Consider the following 20504-nt stretch of genomic DNA (forward strand, 5'->3'; position numbering starts at 1 on the left):
TGAAGGAGGAGCTCTCTATGAATATGCAAAACCGGATGGAGCAGGTTTCGATTCCCGGAACCCGGCAGTGGGATATCTTCTCTGAGGAAAGCAAACGGGCTTATCGTATCTTTATATATATCCCGGCGGCTGTTCCGCCGCCTGGCGGCTTTCCTGTTATTTACGCGCTGGACGGCAATGCCGTCTTCGGAACGCTGGTCGAGAGTTTGAAGGTGCAATCCCGCAGACCGGACAAAACTGGAGTCGAACCGGCAGTTGTGGTCGGTATCGGCTATCAGACGGAAGAACCGTTCTCACCTGACCGGACCTATGATTTTACCCTGCCTCGGCCTGAAGGAGCACCTCCTTATGCCTTTAAGGGCAGGACCTTTGCCGAGGAGGGAGGCGCGGAGCTCTTTATGCGGTTCCTTCAACAGGAACTTAAGCCCGAGATCGAGAAAACCTGTCCGGTCAATCGGAATAGGCAATCTCTGATCGGCCATTCGCTTGGCGGACTGTTTGTCCTGCAGACGCTGCTTATAGAGCCGGATTCGTTTCAATGCTATATAGCCGGAAGTCCGTCGATTCATTGGAATGAGGCGTTTATTTTTGAGGAAGAACAACGTCTGGGAGACAAGCTGAAGCAAAGCGGCGCCCGGGTCAAACTGATGGTAGCGGCAGGGGAACTGGAAACCGCCCACAAGATGATCGAAAATGCAGCGCTGTTCTCAAAGTGTGTTGAAGAGCGCAGGCATCCTGGTCTTCAGCTGGCCTTTAAAACCTTTGACAATGAAGGACACGTCTCGGTTCTGGCAGTTCTGATGAGTCACGCGGTCAGATTTGCTTTGCAAAACAACGGCGTTTAAGTGAGGCATCCAACATCCAATTTGCAAGAAGGGAAGAAATCATATGCTGATTCAAACACGAATATTTAAGCTTGCTAAAGGGCATGCCGAGGATATGGCTGCAAAGTTCAGCCAGGAAAGCCCGGTTGACGGCTTTGCCGGGCTGATCGACCGGACGGTTATGGTGAACAGCCGAAATAAAGAATACGACGAAGTGATGGTGATGATTCGTTGGGAGTCCAGTGAAGCCTGGAAGAACTGGGAGAAAAGCGATGTGCATTTGGCCGGCCACCGGGCAAAGCGCGGTAATAACGATCCGGACTATGTGCTCGACAAAAAGGTCGCAATGTACGAAACCTATGCGGTAATCCAGGGCCCTGCTCGAGAAGACCCCATCTTTTTGTTCAAAAACAGGTAAAAAGCACTAAGTAAACGTCTAGTTCCTTCACTTTAAGGTCGTTCAGACTATGAAAGATTCCCGAAAATGGTTCGATAAAGGGGGAAGGGCCTTTTTTACAAGGGAGAAGCTCATTAGGGGCTCGCTGTTCTTATTAGAAGAGGCCCACTGTTCCTTTATTTGAATGATTTTCTGCAGGAGGGGAATCGATTGAAAGTTTCTGTTATGAATCTCCAGCAAGGCGACCGCCTGCTGCAAGATACGTTTAACAGTTCCGGACTACATATACTCGGGAAAGGCGCGGTCATTAAGGCCGAGGACATTGATTTGCTGCTTCAACATCGGGTCGACTATGTGGAGGTTGAGACGAAACCCGTAACGAAGGAGGAAGAGCCGGCTTCCGGCGCGCTTGCGGATGAGGAGGCGGTTTATGCGGAGAAGGTCATCAAGCCGCGATTTGATTTTACAGTCCGGAATTATCAGTCAGTCTTTCTTGATGCACTGGTTAACGGCCGTTTTGATTCAAAGCAGGTGGATCATGCCTTCTTACCTATGGTTAACGAGCTGGCGCTGCAAAAGGATGTCGTCCGGCTGCTGCTCATGCTTGAACGCGATGACGTTAACAATTACACGCACTCGATCCAGGTAGGAACCTTATCTTATTACATAGCAAGCTGGCTGGGATTTACGGAGGAAGAATGTTATCAGATCAGCAAGGGCGGATACCTGCACGACATCGGGAAATGCAAGGTGCCGATGCGAATCCGTTACAAGGAAGAACCGCTAACCTCTCAGGAATGGCAAGAATACAGGAAGCATACCATATTGGGATATGATCTCATCCAGAGATCGAAGATGGATCAAACGACGGCGCTGATCGCCCTTCAGCATCATGAAAGGGAAGACGGTTCCGGTTATCCTAACGGAATGATGAAGGGAGAAATCCATCCGTTTGCCGAGATCGTTGCCGTAGCCGACGAATATATCAGCATGCGTGAGAAGGCCGAACCGGACAAACCGAACAATTTGATGGTGAATTTGAAAGAAATGTACGCGCTTAGCTTCGGCAAGCTGAGTGAGAAGCCGGTTCATGCGCTGATCCAGCATATGCTGCCGAATTTTATCGGCAAAAAGGTCCAGCTCAGCAGCGGAGAACAAGGAGTTATTGTGCTTAACAACTTGTCCGATATGTTCCGTCCGCTAATTAGAATAGACGGGAATGTCTACCGTGATTTGTCCAAAAACCGCGGCTTGGATATTGAAGAAATTCTGCTGTAAAACAAGTTCTGCTGTAGAACAAGTGCCACTATAAGTAGATAAGTAAATGCAAAATGCGAAAACAAAAGCAAAAAGCGATACAGCAAAGAAGCAAGAAGCAGCAAACCTGCTGTCAGGGAATGTGGCTTGAAGGCTGAACAATCCGCCAAAGAGTCGTTTCACCTGCGGCAGGTTTTTTGCGATTCGTAGTTTGTGATTTGTAGTGTATTCCTTTTTGTGATTCGCAGTCTATTCCTGTATGCTGTTTTGAGGACATATGTCCTTCCCTAGATCGACCTGTCTATCCTTTAATAAAGAAACAGAGATTTATAGAAGGAGAGAGAAGATGAAAGGAATATTCAAGGGGAGTCTATTTGCTTTTATGGGCGGAGCCTGTATTACGCTGCAGGGGGTGGCAAATGCGCAGATCGGCAAAGATATCGGCACCTGGCAGGCAGCGGCAGTTACGCAGATGACGGGGTTTTTAATGGCTTTCCTGATTTTTCTGCTGATTTCGGGACGGAACCTGCCCAAATTGAACACATCCGGAATCCGGGCGGTTAAGCCCTTATATCTCATAGGCGGGGCTTTTGGAGCTATTGTGATCTTCAGTGAAGTGACCGCCATTCAGCAAATTGGCGTAACCCTGATGATCTCCGCGCTGCTCATCGCGCAGCTTTGCCTTGCGTTTCTGATCGACAGCTTCGGCTGGTTTGGCGTTGCCAAACAGAAGATGAAGCTGCCGCAGTTTGTCGGGATCGGAATGATGATCGCCGGCGTCATTATTTTAAAAGCTTTATGACAAACTTGGAGGTTGTGCTTGAACGATGAACGAAATTCAAGATCAGGACCAGCTGCAAATCTATTTGCGGGAGCATGGTCTGGAGTCATTTTTTCCAGTGGAACTGCTAACGCATTTGTCGTTATTCGCTTATGAGCGGGGAGAACTGATTTGCTCGCAAGGCGACCGCAGTCATCAGTTATTTGTGCTGGTTAAAGGCAAAATTAAAATTTACACGACATCCACGGAAGGAAAATCGTTGATTCTTTCTTTCAAAACGCCGCTTGAGATTATCGGAGATATTGAATATATCCGGGGGATTGACATCATCAATACGGTTGAGGCTGTCTCTACGGTCGTAATGGTCGGCGTTCATTACCGCTGGCTTGATAAATACGGGCGTAGCTACGCACCGTTTCTGCAATTTTTACTGGACATCATCACGGATAAATTCTACAAAAAGTCGAACTTTCTCAGCTTTAACATGCTGCATCCCGTAGAAGTCAGGCTGGCCAGCTATCTGCTGTCGGTATCCTCGGATGAATTCGGTTCCTTTGTAGACAGCCCGATCAGCACTTCAAGTCTTAGAGATGCGGCGAATCTGATCGGGACGAGCTACCGGCACGTCAATCGGGTGATTCAGAAATTTTGTGCAGAGGGATGGGTGGAGCGCAGCAAAGGCTCTCTTGTGCTCAAAAATAAAGAGGGCCTGCGCGCGCTGACCGGCCAAAGCATTTATGAGTGATGAATACGGGAAGAAGTAGAGGAGGAGCATCTAATTGATCATCGGAATACTGCTTGCGATCCTTGCCGGTTCGCTGGTGAGTCTGCAAAATGTTTTCAACAGTAAAGTGAATCAGCATATCAGCTCCTGGGGGACTACGTCCCTTGTGCTTGGTATGGGGTTTGCTGCTTCGCTGCTGATCGGATTGTTGTTTGAAGGCAAACGGATGTTTAACCTCGTGAATATGCAGCCTTGGTACTGGATCAGCGGGATTATTGGGGTGGGGGTTGTCATTTGTCTCGTACAGGCTTTAAAAAGGCTGGAACCAACGTTCTCGATCTCCATCGTGATGACCTCACAGTTAGGGTTTGCTTTGTTATGGGATTCGATGGGTTGGCTGGGTCTCGAGAAGGTGCCTTTCCGGCCGAATCAGCTGATCGGGGTTCTGGTCATTATAGCCGGCATTGTTGTGTTTAAGACTGGAGGAAGCTTCGGCAGGGAGAACCGGAAGCAGAAACAGAACTAGAAGAGAATCAAACCGGTTGTTTAAATTTCCTGGGAAAGCGCAGAAATCGATTCGATTTGATGTGCTTTCCCTTTTTCTTGTAGAAGGTTGGCGAAATATCCATCTTTGCTGACCAATCTGTTTCATGTAAACTGAAAACAATATGCTTAAGTGATACTGGAGGTTCTTTAGACATGATAATCCGTGAACTGCAATTTGAAGATAATGCGCGTATAGAGAGGGTGATCCGTGAATGCCTGATCGAATTTGGCGGCAATCGTGAGGGTCTGGCCTGGGCGGACGAAAGCATGCATGACTTATTTCATTATTACCAAAAGCCGGGCTGTGCGTACTGGGTGATAGAAACGGTAGGGGGAGAAATCGCCGGAGGCTGCGGGATTGCGCCTTTTGATGAAGATAAGGGCGTATGTGAGCTGCAGAAAATGTATTTGATTCCGGAAGCCAGAGGGACAGGCATGGCGGCTCAGTTGCTGCAGAAGGCATTGGCTTTCGGTGAAAAGCATTACAGCCAATGTTATCTGGAAACGCTGGAGAATATGCATGCGGCAAATCGTTTCTATCGGAAAAACGGCTTCGAGCAGCTGGATGCGCCTCTTGCAGGATCTGAGCATTTTGCCTGCGATGCCTGGTATATCAAAGATTTAAAATCTAATTAAGTGTCTTTAAGGAACACGTAAGGAATTCCATAAGGAAATCCTCAATGAAATCCGTCATGAAATTCGTAATGAAATCCAATGGGCGGGGCAGTCTAATTTCGGGAGCTTTCCCAAAATCCATAATTAGACGAGGTCCTGTCAAACATGAACAATTCATCAGCTAAACAATCAACTCAAGGGAAAGGCAATTTGAAGTGGTGGCAGCTTTCTCTGCTTGGGGTGGCCGGAACGATTGGCACCGGATATTTTCTGGGGTCAAGCCTGGCGCTTTCAATTGGAGGACCTGCGGTTCTGCTGGCTTATCTCCTTGCGGCTGCTGGAACCTATATGGTGTTCGACGCTTTGGCCCGGATGACGGCCGATCATCCGGAACAGGGCTCTTTTCGTTCTTATGCCAAAAAGGCGTTCGGCGGCTGGGCCGGATTCGGCAGCGGCTGGGTGTACTGGTTCTCCGAAATGCTGATTATGGGCAGCCAGCTGACGGCGCTTTCCATATTCGCGCGTTTCTGGTTCCCGGCGGTCCCGATGTGGATGTTTGCCGCCGGATTCGGGCTGCTGGGACTGATTATTGTCTTCTTCGGCAACAAAGGATTTGACCGGGTGGAGAATGTGCTGGCCGTAATCAAATCAGCTGCCATTCTCATGTTTATTGTTCTGGCAGCGGCGCTGCTTGCGGGATGGATTGAAGGCGGCAAATTTCAGCCGCATTTTCCTGACCACTATGGAGCCTGGCTGCCGAAGGGATGGACCGGGCTGTGGTCGGCCTTTATCTTTGCTTTTTATGCGTACGGGGGAATTGAAGTGCTTGGCATCATGTCCTACCGGCTCAAGAACCCGGAAGAGGCGCCTAAAGCCGGTAAAGTGATGTTGCTTGCGCTTGCCATCGTTTATGTATTGTCTATAGGACTTGCGGCCATTATGGTTCCGCAGCATGCTTTTAACCCGAAAGAGAGCCCGTTTGTGCTTGCCTTGAGCAGCGATCATCTTGCTTTTGTGCCTCATCTGTTCAACGGAGTGCTTATCATTGCCGGATTCTCGACGATGACGGCTTCGCTTTACGCGGTAACCTCAATGATCAATACGCTGGCGCAGGAAGGGGATGCTCCAAGGCTGTTCGCAAGGAAATGGAAGGACAAATACCCTTTGTTTGGACTCGGCCTGATTTCATGCGGCCTGCTGGCCGCAATCATTATGGCGCTGCTGCTGCCGGGCAAAGTGTATGAGTATATTACGACTGCTGCAGGTCTGATGCTGCTGTACAACTGGTCGTTTATTTTGTTGTCTTCCGGCAAGCTGCTTCAATCCGGAACGTGGAGTGTTATTAAACGCTGGATCGGTCTTGTACTGATTGCGGCGGCTGTCAGCGGGACTTTATTCCATGCCTTAAGCCGCCCGGGATTTTTTATCAGCTTGCTGCTTGTTTCGGTCATTGCGTTATGCGGGTTTCTGGTGGAGCGGCACCGGAAGAAAAGTCAAGACACCAAACAGGCTGCGCCGGGCCTTCCAGAGGACCCGCACAGGCTTGAGGAAGGCAGCGGTTACAGGATTAAAGGGATTATCAGACAGAAAAGCCGAAGCTGACCTGCTTTTCAGTTCATTTTCCCAATCTCCGTTTTGTCTCTTGTCCTGTTAAAGGAATAACATCCGGAAAGCTTGTACACCAAAATACAGGCCAAAGCCGATGAGAGAAAGTCCGGACAGAATGGAGATTCCCTTCAGCACCTTGTCCGTAAGCAAATTCCGGAACACACTGGCGGCGGCTGCCATCGAGAAATCCCAAATGATGATGCCGATCACAATGCCTCCGCTATAGATCAGCAGCTGGTGCATGGGAAAAGTATTAGCGGCGTCAGCCAGAATCGACCCGTAAATGCCGAGCCAGAACAGAATCGAAAGCGGATTAAATAAAGACATGAGAAAGCCGGAAAGGAACGATTTAAACAGCAGGGATTCCCCGCCCCTTAACGATTGGCTTGAGATTTTGCCGGCGTCTTTAATGCTTTCGATTCCGGTATACAGGAGAACCATAAAGCCGAACAAAGACAAAAAGGCCCGGATATATGGGGCGTCAAGCATATGGGAAACGCCGAAATAGACCGCAAGCATGTAACCGACGTCAGCCAGCAAAGCACCAAGCCCCACAGCCCAAGCATGCCAGAAGCCGCCGCGGATCCCTTTATCCAGCTGAGCGGCGTTGATCGGACCAATAGGAGCAGAAAGAGACAAGCCCAGAAAGATATAACCAATAAATAAGTTGATTGGATTCTCCCCCTTTGTGCATGCTGTATTAACAGCTATATTCACAAAAGACGGGGAGTAGGACAGGTTTTAACAAACCTGAGCCCGCAGCCTTAAGCAGCCTCAAGGTAGAAGAAAATCTCCTGTCATAAACGCCTATGGCTTGTTCATAAAATGTACGAGCCTGACCTAGGGCAAATCAAAACAGGAGTGGAATCGTTGAGCGCTAACGTATTGTTAAGTTATATCTTATTGGGATTGACTTTGGCCGCCCCGATTGGCCCGGTGAACTCGGCGCGTTTGGATAAAGGGATAAAGAACGGTTTTTTCCATGCCTGGGTAGTAGGGGCAGGTTCTATGCTTGCAGATATGATCTTTATGCTGCTGATTTATCTGGGGCTTGTTCAATTTCTGAATATTATGGCCGTTCAAATCAGTTTATGGCTGTTCGGCGGTGCCGTGCTCATTTATTCCGGGTTTGAAAGCGGTCTGCGTGCGAAGAAGGTTCACCTTGATATGATGAGAAGCAGCAGAGATTCCTTAAGGAGCTGCTTTCTGCTCGGTTTCTTCATGTCGATTACCAGTCCGCTGTCGATACTGTTCTGGCTGGGCATCTATGGCTCTGTTCTGGCGCGAACGGCTGTGTCTCATGGGACAAGCCATTTGCTTGTGTACAGCAGTATGATTTTTCTGGGTTTGGCCTTATGGGATATTTTTGTGGCAGGGCTCACTACAGGACTAAGACGTTTGCTGAATGATACAAGCCTCATGCTGATTTCTTTCCTGTCCGGACTTTCTCTGGTTGGTTTCGGCGTTTATTTCGGTTTGCAGGGAATTAAAGCGCTGTTTGGTCTCTTATAAAAAAGGGTCAAAACAACGCGCACAAGTTCCGCGCATAAGTTTGAAGGATTCCCCGATAATAAAGGTAGTTTCCAGCTTACCGATATTTTTTGAGGAGGGTCCTTATTTTGAAACCAACCGAACGCGGACTGCTGATCGCTGCGCTGGGCGGCGTTAATGAGATCGGAAAAAACATGTACTTCATTCAGTATAAAGACGACATTGTCGTGATCGACTGCGGTTCCAAATTTCCCACCGAAAATCTGCCGGGCATCGATCTGATTGTTCCGGACATTACGTATTTGCTCGACAATAAAGAAAAGGTACGAGCCTTGATCGTTACCCATGGACATGAAGATCATATCGGCGGTATTCCTTATCTGCTGAAGCAGCTTAATCTGCCGGTATACGGAAGCAAACTGACTTTGGGATTGATTAAAATCAAGCTCAAAGAGCATGGACTGCTAAGAGAGGCAGAGCTGCACACTATTAACGCGGATTCGGCCGTTGAAGCCGGGCAGATCAGTGCCTCCTTCTTCTCGATCAACCACAGCATTCCCGATTGTCTGGGCATCTGCTTCCAAACCCCGGAAGGGACTGTTGTTCACACGGGCGACTTCAAGTTCGATATGTCTCCCGTAAGCGGCCCTTATCCCGATCTGCACCGGATGGCGGAGATCGGCAAGCAGGGCGTCAAGGTGCTGCTGTCGGAAAGCACAAATGCGGAAAGGCCGGGGTTCACCCCTTCGGAACGCCAAGTTGGGGAGCATCTGCTGGATGCTTTTATAAGAGCCAAACAGCAGGTGTTTATTTCAACGTTTGCTTCTAATGTCAACCGGGTGCAGCAGGTGATCGATGCCGCTGTTGAAACGGGGCGCAAGCTGGCGCTGCTCGGCCGCAGCATGGTGAATGTCGTTAATGTCTCCATGGAGCTGGGCTACTTGCAGATACCGGAAGGTTTGATTATTGAACCGGAGGAGTCGGAGCGTTATCCGGCCGATAAAATCGCCGTTCTATGTACAGGAAGTCAAGGTGAACCGATGGCCGCGCTTTCGCGCCTCGCCAGCTCCAAACATCCCAAGATTGAGATTTTACCGGGGGATACCGTCATCATTGCGGCAGGCCCGATTCCAGGCAACGAACGGAATCTCGCCCATGTAATCGACAATTTATATGTGTTGGGGGCCAAGGTCATCTATGGCTCAGGCAGCTCGACAGGAATGCATGTGTCCGGCCACGGCAGTCAGGAAGAACTGAAGCTGATGCTTACGCTGATGAAACCCGAATATTTAATTCCGGTTCACGGGGAGTTCCGGATGCTGTACCAGCACCGGCTGCTTGCGGAATCTGTCGGGGTGCAAAGCGACAATGTGTTTATTGTGAACAATGGAGAGACTGTCCGTATCGAACATGGACAGGCTTCGCTTGGACCGAAGATCCCGGCAGGCAACAGCTTTGTTGACGGGTTGGGCATAGGCGAGGTGGGAAATATCGTGCTCCGCGACCGCAGGCATCTTTCGTCCGATGGCATGATCATCATCGTCACTACGCTCAGCAAGTCGGAGAAAACGATGCTGGCCGATCCTGAGGTCATCTCCAGAGGATTTGTATTCGTCAAGGAATCCGAAGAGCTGATGAATCAGATTCGGGAGCTGGTCCTGTCTACGATGAACGGGCTGAATGAAGCGGAGAGAAGCCAGTGGAACGACATCAAACAGACGTTAAAGGATAACATCGGGAGATTCATTTACAGCCAGACGAAGAAAAGACCGATGATTCTGCCGATTGTGATTGAAGTTTAAGGCAATAAAAAAGCGAACGGCCAGAGGCATAAGGCCAGATAATTAAGGTCAGATATCAGAAAATTAGAGGTCCGGCCAAGGAAGAGTGGAAGAGCCCCAGCTAAAGCAGGGGCTCTTTGTGTGTGCCTTCGAAAGCGTAAACAAAAGAGGAATCTTCTCTCACTTGATTTGAAACTTTTTCCAATCAGGAAGCGTCAAATCAAATACGGGAGGGGGGAGGACGGAAAACTTGTGGACCGTGGTGGACAGTAATGCGAGGTAGGATAGTCATGACATAAGCAGGAGGGTGAACGATTTTGAAGAAAATAATAAGCGCCTTTATGGCTGGAATCCTGTCCGCGGCTTTCATTACACAGCTCCCGGTGCAGGCCGCTTCCGCCATCAAAATTCTGATTGACGGCAAGGAGCTGGTAACCGATCAGGCGCCGTTGATTACCGGAGGGCGCACTTTTGTACCACTGAGAGGCATCTTTGAAGCTTTGAATGCGAGCGTTCAGTGGAACAACGCCTCCAAAACGGTCACCACGTATAAAAATGGAACTACGGTTGTGCTTAAGCTGGGTGCGAACACCGCAACAATTAATAATCAGACCGTATATCTGGACGCGCCTGCTGTCAGCAGGAACGGCCGGACTTTGGTTCCTCTCCGTTTCGTCAGCGAATCGCTCGGACAGAACGTGGAATGGCAGCCTTCAAGCCGGAGGGTTGTTATTACAACGTCAGACGGCAGCGGTAATTCATCGCAAGACGATGTAAGCAGCGTTCCTTACGTGGGCGTCCGCACCTCCGGGCAGACCGGTACAGGTTCCGATGTAACGGTAAGCTTTGCCCGCCCGGCGAACCCGGCTAACATTTCCGGATACCGGATTTTTATCGTGAAAGAAGCGAACGTCTCCAACTTTACTTATGCGAAAGCTTTAACCATCAATGCCTCGAATTACACAGCCGTGGCTGCCAGCAGTTCCGACACATCCGTCAGCCTGACTGCTCAGACCCGGGATGTAGACGGGAATACGCTTGTAGCTGGAGCCTCTTACCGGGCATTTGTCCTTAGTGTAGGGAGAACAGGCGGCTACGCATTATCTTCGTCTTCATCCGCTTTCACTCTGGCGGGGTTATCCGTCGCAGCCGTTTCCAACCTTGCTATACGCGATACGGGAGACTACGGGGATGGCCGGGATGTATCGGTCAGCTTCACCAGACCGGGTAATGATGCGAATATTTCCGGATATCGGGTCTTTATCGTGAAGACGTCGAATGCCTCATCCTTTACTTTATCAGCGGCCAATGCCGCTTCGAGCAGCTACTACACAGCAGTCGGCAAATCCGGCAGCAGCGCAATCGCTGTAACTCTGAACGCCGGCAGCCGGGATACTTCGGGTGACCTGATCCGAAACGGAGTATCTTATACGGCCTTTGTGCTTTCGGTAAGCAATCAATCCCTTTATGCCAATAAGCTCACAGGTCCTTCATCCTCGCTAACGTTAAACACCGTGAACACAGCTCCAGTAGTGAATTGGCTGAATGACGGTTCAGATTATGGGAATGGCCGGGATCTTCAAATCAATTTCACCCGGTCTGCGGACGAATCCAAGGTCGCATATTACCGGATCTTTGTTGTCAAATCCGGCAATACGGGCAGCTTTAGCTTGAGTGCAGCCAACTCGGTCTATTCCGGCCGGTATTATGATGTTGCCAAAACTGGTAATCCAACGGTCACAACAACTCTCCCGTCAAATATGAGAGAGGTTCAGGGCTCTGCGGTCACTGAGGGAATCTCCTACCGGGTATTCGTAATGGCTGTATCGAACAATCCGCCTGTTTACCCTAATCTGCTGTCTGGACCATCCAGCGCCTTGACGTTAAACAACGCCAGCATAACGGCGGTAAGCAATCTGCAGGCAGCCGATACGGCGGATTACGGGGACGGTCGTGATCTCCGGGTGTCTTTCAATAGAGCCGTCAATGAGAGCGGCGTATCCGGTTACCGGGTATTTGTGGTGAAGACAGGCGATGCCGCCAACTTTAATGTCTACCAGGCGGGCGGCTTATCCAGCTCCTACTACACCAGTGTCTCCAGAACGGGAGGGAATTTGAGTCTTAACCTGAACAGCTATACCCGTTCAATAGACGGGGCTGTCATAACGAAAGGCCAAAGCTACAGAGTTTTTGTGCTGACGTTGGGCAACGGTGGTAATAACGTCTTGTCTTCGCCTTCCTCCGCCATCACGTTAACCGATAATCTGACGATTGGAGCAGCAAGCAATCTTCAAGTTGCGGACAGAGGGGACGCGGGCAATGCCAGCGATCTGAATGTCAGCTTTAACCGAGCAGCAAATGAAGCGAATATCGGCAGCTACCGGATTATGGCCGTTAAGGCTTCGGAGGCGTCCGGCTTTACGCTGGCCCAAGCTAATCATGTAACGAGCTCTTATTATAAACAGGTCAGTCCAACAGGCCGGGACATCAATGTGAACCTGGATGCCTGGCTGAGAACGGTTGATGGGGATCGAATCCAGAATGGAACAGCTTATCGGATCTTTGTCCTGTCGGTTGGCGCATCCGGTTACAGTGGCAGCAATGCGCTGTCCTCCGCCTCCTCCGCGATTACCTTGACCAATAATCTCACTCTTCTTCCGGCGACTGGAGTAACAGCTGCTGTGAATGCTGCTGATGCTGGCAGTCTTGATGTCAGCTTTACCCCATCCGAAACGGGGAACCTGATCACTGAATACCGGATTCTGGTGGTGCCTGCTGAACATGGAAGCTTGACGCAGAATGAGGCCAGCGCGGTAGGCGTTTCGGGTTATTTGAGCAAAGGGACGGATGGGAGGACGATCCGTGGTACCGCAGCGGTTGACATTACCGGAGCTGCCCTGCGGGCTGGCGCCAGCTACAGGGTTTACGTGCTGGCGGTATCCAATGGTTTGAACCAAGCTCCGGATGTCTTGTCGGCACCGTCTGATGAAGTAAAGCTGCCTGATCCGCCTGGCGAATCTGCACCTTCACAATCTCAAACTCCTGCTTCTGCTTCCGGCGGTTCAGAGTCTCCGGCTTCTCCCGAGAGTACCCCATAACAGGGGAGAGGCAAGCTCCATTGTTTAACCCATTCACTTCTGGCTGGGCGTAATTGCCCGGCCTTTTTTCAGCTTTAAAGGAGCGAATAGAGACGGCCGGTGACGGTTTGGAAATTCGACTACTAAAATTTTTTTCACATCATATGTTAATTAGGGCTGGATTAATTGCCCGGTTCCTGCTATTATTATGGAAATATTTAAATGCTTGGATAAGGAGCAGTACCCGCCTGTCCGGTTGTCAGAAAGCTGCTGGTTGATGCGAAGCAGTAGAAGGATATCGGGGAACTCGCCTTGGAGCAGCCGTTTCGAAACTGAACCCGCGGTTCAGGAGTAGCTGCGGACGGATCACCCGCCGTTATGATGGGATAGAATGAAGAGTCCGGACTCTTTCATTCGCTGAGCGTATGAACAACTGTTCATAAACTGGAGTGGTACCGCGTAAGACATGGTCTTTCGTCTCTATTGGAAATATAGAGATGAAAGGCCTTTTTTATTATAAACAGCTAATGGGAGGGGTTAAGCATGATGGACTATAACAAGTACAAACGCGGATATTTTATGCCGCCGGTAGTCACGTATGACTGGGTAAAAAAGGATTATATCGATAAAGCGCCGATTTGGTGCAGTGTCGATCTCCGGGACGGCAACCAAGCACTGGTGAAACCGATGAATCTCCAAGAGAAGCTGGATATGTTCCGCATGCTGGTGAAGATTGGCTTTAAGGAAATCGAGGTGGCTTTTCCCGCTGCTTCCGATACCGAATTCCAATTTCTGCGTACGATTATCGAAGAGAAAATGATTCCCGAGGATGTAACGATCCAGGTCCTTACGCAGTCCAGGGAACATATTATCCGCAGAACCTTTCAGGCGCTGGAAGGCGTGCCGCAGGCCATCGTTCACCTTTATAATTCCACATCGGTAGCGCAGCGTCAGCAGGTGTTCCAGAAAAGCAAGGAAGAGATCAAGCAGCTGGCGGTGGACGGAGCGGTCCTCGTGAAGGAACTGGCCGCTTCTACACCGGGAAACTTCCGGTTCCAGTACAGCCCGGAAAGCTTCCCGGGTACGGAAGTAGACTATGCTCTGGAAGTATGCAACAGCGTACTTGACGTCTGGCAGCCGGACAGCGCCCATAAAGCGATCATCAACATTCCAACGACGGTAGAGATTGCGATGCCGCACGTCTTTGCCAGCCAAATCGAATACATCCATAAAAACCTCGCTTACCGCGATGGGGTTATTTTGTCCGTGCATCCGCACAATGACAGAGGCAGCGGCGTGGCCGACGCGGAATATGCAGTGCTGGCCGGAGCGGACCGGGTTGAAGGTACTTTGTTTGGCAACGGAGAAAGAACCGGCAACGTCGACATCATCACGCTGGCGATGAATCTGTATTCTCACGGCGTGAATCCGGAGCTGGATTTCAGCAATATGATGGAGATCATTGAAGGCTATGAACGCCTGACTAATATGAAGGTCTCCGAACGTCATCCTTATGCGGGTCAGCTGGTCTTTACGGCGTTCTCCGGTTCCCATCAGGATGCGATCGCCAAAGGCATGCAGTGGAGAGAGAAACATAACTCGCCGATTTGGGATGTTCCTTACCTGCCGATCGATCCGAAAGACGTTGGGCGGAACTACGAGACGGACGTCATCCGCGTGAACAGTCAATCCGGCAAAGGCGGCGTAGGTTATATGCTGCAGCAAAATTACGGCGTTCAGCTTCCGGCAGGAATGAAGGAGGAAATGGGTTATCTGGCCAAAGGCGCTTCCGATCAAGGGGAGAAAGAATTGACCGCCGAGGAAATTTACAACCTCTTTAAAGCCGAATACGTCGATAACACGCAGAAATTTGATTTGCTCGACTTCCTGTTCAACAAGCAGGAGGGATCGATTGTAGCTACGCTGGAGATCACCCGTAACGGCAAATGCGACAAAATCAACGCTTTGGGCAACGGGCATCTGGACTCTGTAAGCAATGCTTTTAAAGCTTATCTGGGTCTGAATTATGATCTGTCCTTCTATGAAGAACATTCACTTGGCCGGGAGTCGTCGGCACAGGCGATCGCTTATGTAGGCCTTACCTCCAACGGTAAAGTATATTGGGGAGCCGGTATCCATCCGGATATTATCCAGGCTTCCGTTCATGCGATGCTGGTTGCACTTAATCGGATGGCCTAAATCTGGCAGTTTATATGGAAAAATCACCTTCGGATCTGCCGGCCGGCCGCTGGCAAGTCCATTTATCTTAAACCCGCCTAGTGGCGGGTTTTCTTTTTTTACATTAGAAATGCCTACAGTTTCCGTAGAATTGCCTCTCATCCCTAAAAGGCGCTATTCCCTATAATGGGTAGGAAAGAAGTGGAAAGGAGGAAGGCTATCGAATTATGTAACCGCTAACACAATGTTGAAGAAAATGAGATATTGGTCGTTATTCATTCCAAAACCCGGTTTTTGAGGAGGAATATAATGCGCAACAAATTTGTCGCCTTGTCACTTGTAATCAGCATGCTGTTCTCCGGTTTCTTTCTTGATGCGGGTCCGTTTGCTCTATCAGCGTCTGCGGCAGGAGGTCCTAATTTGACTCTGGGCAAAACAATTACCGCCAGCGGTCAGGCTGACGTCTATAGTCCGAATAACGTTAAAGACGGCAGCCAGAATACTTATTGGGAAAGCACGAATAACACGTTTCCGCAGTGGATTCAGGTCGACCTTGGAGCTCCTGCAAGCATTGATCAGATTGTTCTGAAGCTCCCAACGGCAAGCGGCTGGAATACAAGAACGCAAACCCTTTCTGTACAAGGCAGCACCAATGGTTCGAATTATACAAACTTGGTCGGTTCCGCAGACTACGTCTTCGCGCCGGAATCGGGCAATACGGTTACGATCCATTTTTCAGCGGCCAGCACCCGCTATGTGAAGCTTAATTTTACTGGAAATACAGGCTGGCCGGCTGCTCAGCTTTCCGAATTGGAGATATACGGAGCCGATCCAACACCAACGCCAACGCCAACACCAACACCAACACCAACACCAACGCCAACACCAACACCAACGCCAACACCTAGCCCTACTCCGACACCTGAGCCAACGCCTAGCCCTACTCCAGGTCCAGGGTCGAATGTGGCTCTAGGCAAAACCATTACAGCTTCTTCTCACACGCAAAATTATGTGGAAAGCAACGCCAACGACAACAACCTGTCTACTTATTGGGAGGGCGCAAGTAATCCAAGCACGCTAACGCTTGATCTTGGATCGAACCATGATATTTCCTCGATTGTGCTCAAGCTGAATCCTGACCCGGTTTGGTCCTCGCGCACCCAAACCATTCAAGTGCTTGGCCACAATCAGAGCACAACGAGCTTCAGCAGCCTGGTCGGGGCCAAAGCCTACACGTTTGATCCGGCTTCCGGCAATTCGGTCACTATTCCGGTAACGGCTACGGTCAAACGGCTGCAGCTGAATATCAGTTCAAATACAGGAGCTCCGGCAGGCCAAATCGCCGAGTTTCAGGTATTTGGTACTCCGGCGGCCAACCCGGATCTGACGGTCACCGGATTGACATGGACACCGGCTTCTCCGGCTGAGAACAACTCTTTTACGCTTAACGCGGTTGTCAAGAACAACGGAACCCACGCGGCGGGGGCGACGAGCGTGAACTTTTATATGAACAATGAGCTTGCCGGATCATCGCCTGTCGGGGCATTAGCCGCGGGGGCAAGCACAACGGTTCCTTTGAATGTGGGCAGCAAGACCGCGGACACCTATTCCGTCACAGCCAAAGTAGACGAGAATAATGCCGTGATCGAAACGAATGAGAGCAATAACAGCTATACGAGTCCAGCTTCGCTTGTAATTGCTCCGATATCCAGCTCGGACCTGATCGGAACCGTCGCCTGGTCGCCTGCTACACCGCAGGCTGGAAATGCCGTCAGCTTCAGTGTTACCCTGAAGAATCAGGGAACCATCGCGACGGCGGGCGGGGCACACGGCATTACGGTTGTCCTCAAAAATGCTTCCGGAGCAACGCTTCAAACATTCACCGGTTCTTACAACGGTTCGCTTGCTGCCGGGGCCTCGGCTAATGTGGCTCTACCGGGCAGCTGGACCGCGCAAACAGGCAGCTATACAGTAACAACTACAATCGCTGCCGATGCCAATGAAGCGGCCTCGAAACAATCGAACAACACGACGACCAACAATCTGGTCGTGTACGGTGCCCGCGGCGCCAGCATGCCTTACAGCCGGTACGATACGGATGAGGCAACACGCGGCGGCGGAGCCGCTTTAAGAACGGCGCCTACCTTTGACCAGTCTTTGACGGCTTCGGAAGCTTCAGGCCAAAGCTACATTGCTTTGCCGTCGAACGGTTCCTATGCCGAATGGACCGTGAAGCAGGGCCAAGGCGGTGCCGGCGTAACCATGAGATTTACGCTGCCGGATACAGCTGACGGCATGGGGCAAAACGGTTCTCTCGACGTTTACGTTAATGGGACCAAAGCCCAAACAGTGTCGCTTACTTCGTATTACAGCTGGCAGTACTTCTCGGGTGACATGCCGGCCGACACGCCAAGCGGCGGCCGTCCACTGTTCCGCTTCGATGAAGTGCACTTCAAACTGGATACGGCGCTGAAAGCTGGCGATAAAATCCGCATTCAGAAAAATAACGGGGACAGTCTCGAATACGGGGTCGACTTCCTCGAAATAGAACCGCTGCCTGCGCCTGTACCTCGTCCGGCCAACTCGGTGTCAGTGACCGATTTCGGGGCGGTAGCAAATGACAACCAGGATGATTTGGCCGCATTTAAGGCGGCGGTAAATGCTGCCGTCTCCGGAGGCAAAGTCCTGTACATTCCGGAAGGCACCTTCCATCTCTCGAGCATGTGGGAAATCGGCTCTGCGAATAACATGATCAACAACCTCACGATTACGGGAGCCGGTATTTGGTACACCAATATTCAGTTCACTAACCCGAACGCGGCGGGAGGAGGCATTTCGCTCCGGATCTCCGGCAAGCTGGATTTCAGCAATGTGTACATGAACTCCAACCTGCGTTCGCGTTACGGCCAAAACGCGATCTATAAAGGTTTTATGGACAATTTCGGCACCAATTCCGTCATCCATGACGTCTGGGTAGAGCACTTCGAATGCGGCATGTGGGTTGGCGATTACGCGCATACGCCGGCCATTTACGCGAACGGTTTGACGGTGGAAAACAGCCGCATCCGCAACAACCTCGCGGACGGCGTCAATTTTGCACAGGGTACCAGCAATTCCACTGTGCGAAATACAAATCTCCGCAACAACGGGGATGACGCTCTGGCTGTCTGGACGAGTGACACCAATGGCGCTCCTGCCGGCGTGAACAACACCTTCTCTTACAACACGATTGAGAACAACTGGCGGGCAGGCGGTATCGCCTTCTTCGGCGGAAGCGGCCACAAAGCGGACCACAACTACATCATTGACTGTGTTGGCGGCTCCGGCATCCGCATGAATACGGTGTTCCCGGGCTACCACTTCCAGAACAATACGGGCATTTTGTTCTCCGATAATACGATCATCAATTGTGGCACCAGCAAAGACCTGTATAACGGCGAACGCGGTGCGATCGATTTGGAAGCTTCAAACGATGCCATCCGGAACGTTACGTTTACCAACATCGACATCATCAACAGCCAGCGTGACGCGATCCAGTTCGGCTATGGCGGCGGCTTCCAGAACATTGTATTCAACAACATCACGATCAACGGAACGGGTCTGGACGGCGTGACCACCTCCCGGTTCTCCGGCCCGCACCTCGGCGCGGCCATCTTCGCTTACACCGGCAACGGTGCGGCTACGTTTAATCATCTGGTAACCAGCAATGTGGCTTACCCGGATCTCTATTACATTCAGAACGGGTTTGGTTTGACGATCAACAATTAAGATTTGGAAAAGAGGGGTCCGACTTGGTCGGGCCTCTTTTTTTGAACTTTTATTCTCCGGGCACAAATGAGATACTGGTTGGAAGACGGGTTATTTAATCCGCAGGCACTGAAAGACCATATCATCCGATTCGCGATTAGGATCTGTTTGGAGGAAATTCATGTGAAACCGATTCAAACTACGAAACAAGCGCTCAGGCGTTTTCTGCTCGAGACGCAGCTTTTGCCGAGCGTGAGCGTGGAGGCGGATGGCGATCAGGAGGCTCAAACCGCCGCTACGCATCAAAAGGTGTTAGAGGTTCTGCGTCATTTGGAATGTGTGCAAATTGACCCTGTGGCCGCTGTTAAACCCAATCAGCATTTGGTGCTTGCCGCCCGGATTCCCGGCTATCAGCCGTCCTTATTAAACGAGCTTCTGCGGGATAGAGCCGTGTTCGAATATTTTGCGAATGCAGCGTGCGTGATTCCGATGGAAGATTATCCGGTCTTTGAACCGGTTCGCAGGCGTATTTTCACCCAGCTCGACAGCCGGCTTGAGGAAATCCGGCCGGTTGCCGACGAGGTTTTGAGCAAGCTGGAGCAGGAAGGCCCGCTTCCCGCCAAAGCTTTTCAATCCGATCAGAAGGTTCAGGGGTATTGGGATAATACGGCCAAAACCAAAGCGAGTTCCCATGCGATCAACCTGCTGATGGACATGGCGGCCATTCAGATCGTCGGCCGCGAAGGCAACCAGCGTCTCTTTGATTTGACCAGCCGGAGCATTCCCAGAGAATGGCTGGATCTTGCGGATTCGATTACGGAGGCTGAAGCGCTTGAGGGTATGCTGCAAAAATATTTCCGGGCTTACCGGGTTTTTGAACCCTCGGATCCCCGTTTGGGATGGCAGCGCCTCACGGCGAAAGACCGCCGGGAAACGATAGCGAGAAGGACGGCAGAAGGCAAACTTGTCCAGCTGGAGGTGGAGGGCGTAAAAAGTCCTTACTACATCCTGGCCGCCGATCTAAACCGCCTGCTGTTCCATCAGGAGACAGAAAATCAAAAGGACTCACTCGGCTTTTCCGCTCCCGTCGTTCCCGTCCGTTTCCTTCCGCCGCTGGATAATTTGTTGTGGAGCCGGAAACGGCTGGAGGACTTGTTCGACTTCGAATACCGCTGGGAGATTTATACGCCGGCCGTCAAGCGGAAATACGGCTACTATGCCATGCCGATTTTGGCCGGCGACCGGCTGATCGGCCGGATGGATCCGCGGCTCGACACCAAAAAGCAGCATTTAACCGTCCAGCTGCTGCAAATCGATCCGGGAATCGACTATACGGGCGAACTCCGGCAAAGGGTGGAGCAGGAGCTCGAACGTTTTGCAAAGGTCCAGGGGGCTCTGACGCTCACGGTTCAAAACATGCGGATCGGCGAATAAGCGGCTTTACAACAATCGAAGGATTGACAGCGTTTTCGAATATT

Annotated in this window: 15 protein-coding genes and 1 other annotated feature; of the genes, 14 read left to right on the forward strand and 1 reads right to left on the reverse strand. The window is 50.8% G+C overall.

The window, feature by feature from the left end; translation table 11 throughout:
• The first annotated feature begins 17 nt into the window (after positions 1–17).
• The 8 genes from CBE73_RS02390 to CBE73_RS02425 all read left to right on the forward strand — a co-directional run bounded on the left by CBE73_RS02390 (position 18) and on the right by CBE73_RS02425 (position 6746).
• On the forward strand, positions 18–845 hold the full coding sequence (locus tag CBE73_RS02390) for an alpha/beta hydrolase (protein WP_094092837.1): 828 nt from the start codon (positions 18–20) through the stop codon (positions 843–845).
• A gap of 43 nt (positions 846–888) precedes the next feature.
• A complete protein-coding gene (locus CBE73_RS02395) occupies positions 889–1242 on the forward strand; it encodes an antibiotic biosynthesis monooxygenase (protein ID WP_094092838.1) in 354 nt (117 codons plus the stop codon).
• Positions 1243–1431: 189 nt separating this feature from the next.
• Positions 1432–2499 (forward strand): HD-GYP domain-containing protein, encoded by a 1068-nt coding sequence (locus CBE73_RS02400; RefSeq protein ID WP_094092839.1) that lies wholly within the window; start codon positions 1432–1434, stop codon positions 2497–2499.
• Between the two features lie 325 nt (positions 2500–2824).
• Complete coding sequence (locus CBE73_RS02405; RefSeq protein WP_094092840.1) at positions 2825–3280, forward strand: DMT family transporter; 456 nt, start codon at positions 2825–2827, stop codon at positions 3278–3280.
• A 25-nt stretch (positions 3281–3305) separates the two neighbouring features.
• On the forward strand, positions 3306–4004 hold the full coding sequence (locus CBE73_RS02410; RefSeq protein WP_094092841.1) for a Crp/Fnr family transcriptional regulator: 699 nt from the start codon (positions 3306–3308) through the stop codon (positions 4002–4004).
• Positions 4005–4038: 34 nt separating this feature from the next.
• Positions 4039–4509 carry a DMT family transporter gene (locus tag CBE73_RS02415; RefSeq protein ID WP_094092842.1) on the forward strand — a complete coding sequence of 157 codons (471 nt, stop codon included), beginning with the start codon at positions 4039–4041 and terminating at the stop codon, positions 4507–4509.
• A gap of 173 nt (positions 4510–4682) precedes the next feature.
• Positions 4683–5165: a GNAT family N-acetyltransferase gene (locus CBE73_RS02420; RefSeq protein WP_094092843.1), complete on the forward strand. Its 483-nt coding sequence runs from the start codon at positions 4683–4685 to the stop codon at positions 5163–5165.
• 144 nt (positions 5166–5309) lie between these two features.
• Entirely contained in the window at positions 5310–6746 is a 1437-nt protein-coding gene (locus tag CBE73_RS02425; RefSeq protein WP_094092844.1) for an amino acid permease, read from the forward strand.
• A gap of 48 nt (positions 6747–6794) precedes the next feature.
• Here the strand turns inward: CBE73_RS02425 and CBE73_RS02430 are convergent, their stop codons facing one another.
• Positions 6795–7424 carry a LysE family transporter gene (locus tag CBE73_RS02430; protein WP_094096090.1) on the reverse strand — a complete coding sequence of 210 codons (630 nt, stop codon included), beginning with the start codon at positions 7422–7424 and terminating at the stop codon, positions 6795–6797.
• Between the two features lie 198 nt (positions 7425–7622).
• On the opposite strand from CBE73_RS02430, the gene CBE73_RS02435 reads away from it, so the two are divergent.
• The 6 genes from CBE73_RS02435 (at position 7623) to CBE73_RS02460 (ending at position 20460) form a co-directional block, all read left to right on the forward strand.
• Positions 7623–8264 carry a LysE family transporter gene (locus CBE73_RS02435; RefSeq protein ID WP_094092845.1) on the forward strand — a complete coding sequence of 214 codons (642 nt, stop codon included), beginning with the start codon at positions 7623–7625 and terminating at the stop codon, positions 8262–8264.
• A 107-nt stretch (positions 8265–8371) separates the two neighbouring features.
• A complete protein-coding gene (locus tag CBE73_RS02440) occupies positions 8372–10045 on the forward strand; it encodes a ribonuclease J (RefSeq protein WP_094092846.1) in 1674 nt (557 codons plus the stop codon).
• A gap of 296 nt (positions 10046–10341) precedes the next feature.
• A complete protein-coding gene (locus CBE73_RS02445) occupies positions 10342–13122 on the forward strand; it encodes a copper amine oxidase N-terminal domain-containing protein (protein ID WP_094092847.1) in 2781 nt (926 codons plus the stop codon).
• A 197-nt stretch (positions 13123–13319) separates the two neighbouring features.
• Positions 13320–13586: a binding site (T-box leader), on the forward strand.
• 58 nt (positions 13587–13644) lie between these two features.
• Positions 13645–15300, forward strand: a complete 1656-nt coding sequence (locus CBE73_RS02450; protein ID WP_094092848.1) for a 2-isopropylmalate synthase — start codon at positions 13645–13647, stop codon at positions 15298–15300.
• Positions 15301–15588: 288 nt separating this feature from the next.
• The gene (locus CBE73_RS02455; RefSeq protein WP_094092849.1) at positions 15589–19047 is read left to right on the forward strand and encodes a discoidin domain-containing protein; all 3459 of its coding nucleotides are present in this window, start codon (positions 15589–15591) and stop codon (positions 19045–19047) included.
• A 162-nt stretch (positions 19048–19209) separates the two neighbouring features.
• Positions 19210–20460 carry a winged helix-turn-helix domain-containing protein gene (locus CBE73_RS02460; RefSeq protein WP_094096091.1) on the forward strand — a complete coding sequence of 417 codons (1251 nt, stop codon included), beginning with the start codon at positions 19210–19212 and terminating at the stop codon, positions 20458–20460.
• The last annotated feature ends 44 nt before the right edge of the window (positions 20461–20504 follow it).

Source organism: Paenibacillus physcomitrellae (assembly GCF_002240225.1).
Classification (GTDB): Bacteria; Bacillota; Bacilli; order Paenibacillales; family Paenibacillaceae; genus Fontibacillus; species Fontibacillus physcomitrellae.

Bases quoted from the DNA above. Each gene is read 5' to 3' on its own strand.
- CBE73_RS02390 (WP_094092837.1), top strand. From the start codon at position 18: ATGAATATGCAAAACCGGATGGAGCAGGTTTCGATTCCCGGAACCCGG.
- CBE73_RS02395 (WP_094092838.1), top strand. From the start codon at position 889: ATGCTGATTCAAACACGAATATTTAAGCTTGCTAAAGGGCATGCCGAG.
- CBE73_RS02405 (WP_094092840.1), top strand. From the start codon at position 2,825: ATGAAAGGAATATTCAAGGGGAGTCTATTTGCTTTTATGGGCGGAGCC.
- CBE73_RS02410 (WP_094092841.1), top strand. From the start codon at position 3,306: ATGAACGAAATTCAAGATCAGGACCAGCTGCAAATCTATTTGCGGGAG.
- CBE73_RS02420 (WP_094092843.1), top strand. From the start codon at position 4,683: ATGATAATCCGTGAACTGCAATTTGAAGATAATGCGCGTATAGAGAGG.
- CBE73_RS02425 (WP_094092844.1), top strand. From the start codon at position 5,310: ATGAACAATTCATCAGCTAAACAATCAACTCAAGGGAAAGGCAATTTG.
- CBE73_RS02450 (WP_094092848.1), top strand. From the start codon at position 13,645: ATGATGGACTATAACAAGTACAAACGCGGATATTTTATGCCGCCGGTA.
- CBE73_RS02455 (WP_094092849.1), top strand. From the start codon at position 15,589: ATGCGCAACAAATTTGTCGCCTTGTCACTTGTAATCAGCATGCTGTTC.